Below are 946 nucleotides of genomic sequence, written 5' to 3'. Positions count from 1 at the left end.
CGGGTCCACCGCCGCCGCGCCGGCGCCCGCCGGAGCGCCGGGAGCCGCCGCGGGCGCGGGCGGCGGGGTCGGGACGGCGGCCTGGGCGGGAGTCGAGGTAGCGGCGCGCGCCCCAGCCGAGCACGGCCTCGGCGAGCAGCACGCCCAGGGCCGCGTCGGCGTGGCCCAGTTGCTCGGCCGCGTGCCGGCAGTAGGCGCAGGAGGTCAGGTGTTCCTGGACGTCGGGCAGCAGGGCGCCGCCGCGGCGGATCGGCACGTCGAGCAGGCGGTTGTAATAGCGGCAGTCCTTGCTCGGCGCGAGTTCCCGGTGGGCGCGCACGAGGCCTTCCCGGAATTTGTCCCGAGCCTGTTCCAGGGCGGCCGTCGCACTCCGGATGTCCATACCGAGCAACCCGGCGGGGACGTCCATCGGTTCCGCCTCGACCTCGGCGTGCCACAACAGCGTCTGTTCCAGCCGGGGAAGGCCGTGGAAAGAGCGGTCGGACAGGCCGCGGTTCTCGGGTATCAGCGTCTTCGCGGCCCGCATTCCGCGGCCCCCGGCGGGTTTACCGAGTGCGGGCAGGACGGCGGTGATCCGGTCGGTGCCGGACCAGTTCACCACCGTGTCCCGGACGGCCACCAGCACACGGGGCCGGAGCGCGTCCGCAGGTTCGCCGAGGGCGAGCCGGCCGAGGACCTGGTGGAAGGCGGTGGCGGTGACCATGTGGGCGAGCGGCCCTGATCCGGCCAGGCAGATGACCGCGTAGTCCTGGGCCGGCTGCCAGTGCCGGGCCATCAGCAGGGCGGCGGACCGGGACGCCTCCGTGTCGGAGCCGGCGCGCAACGGGCCGGCGAGCAACTCGTCGGATTCCCACGGCTCTCCGCCGGGCTAGTGGCGCGCCGAGGCAGAAGTGGGGTCCGTTGCCGAAGCCCAGGTGCCGGCCGGCGGGGCGGGTCAGGTCGAACC

Annotated in this window: 1 pseudogene; it reads right to left on the bottom strand. The window is 74.9% G+C overall.

What is annotated here, in order from left to right:
• Positions 1 to 775, bottom strand: a pseudogene (locus ACWEN3_RS28285) (hydrolase); the annotation flags it as partial.
• Positions 776 to 946 lie beyond the last annotated feature (171 nt).

Source organism: Streptomyces sp. NPDC004561 (assembly GCF_053602155.1).
This window is presented reverse-complemented; position numbering and strand designations above follow the sequence as displayed.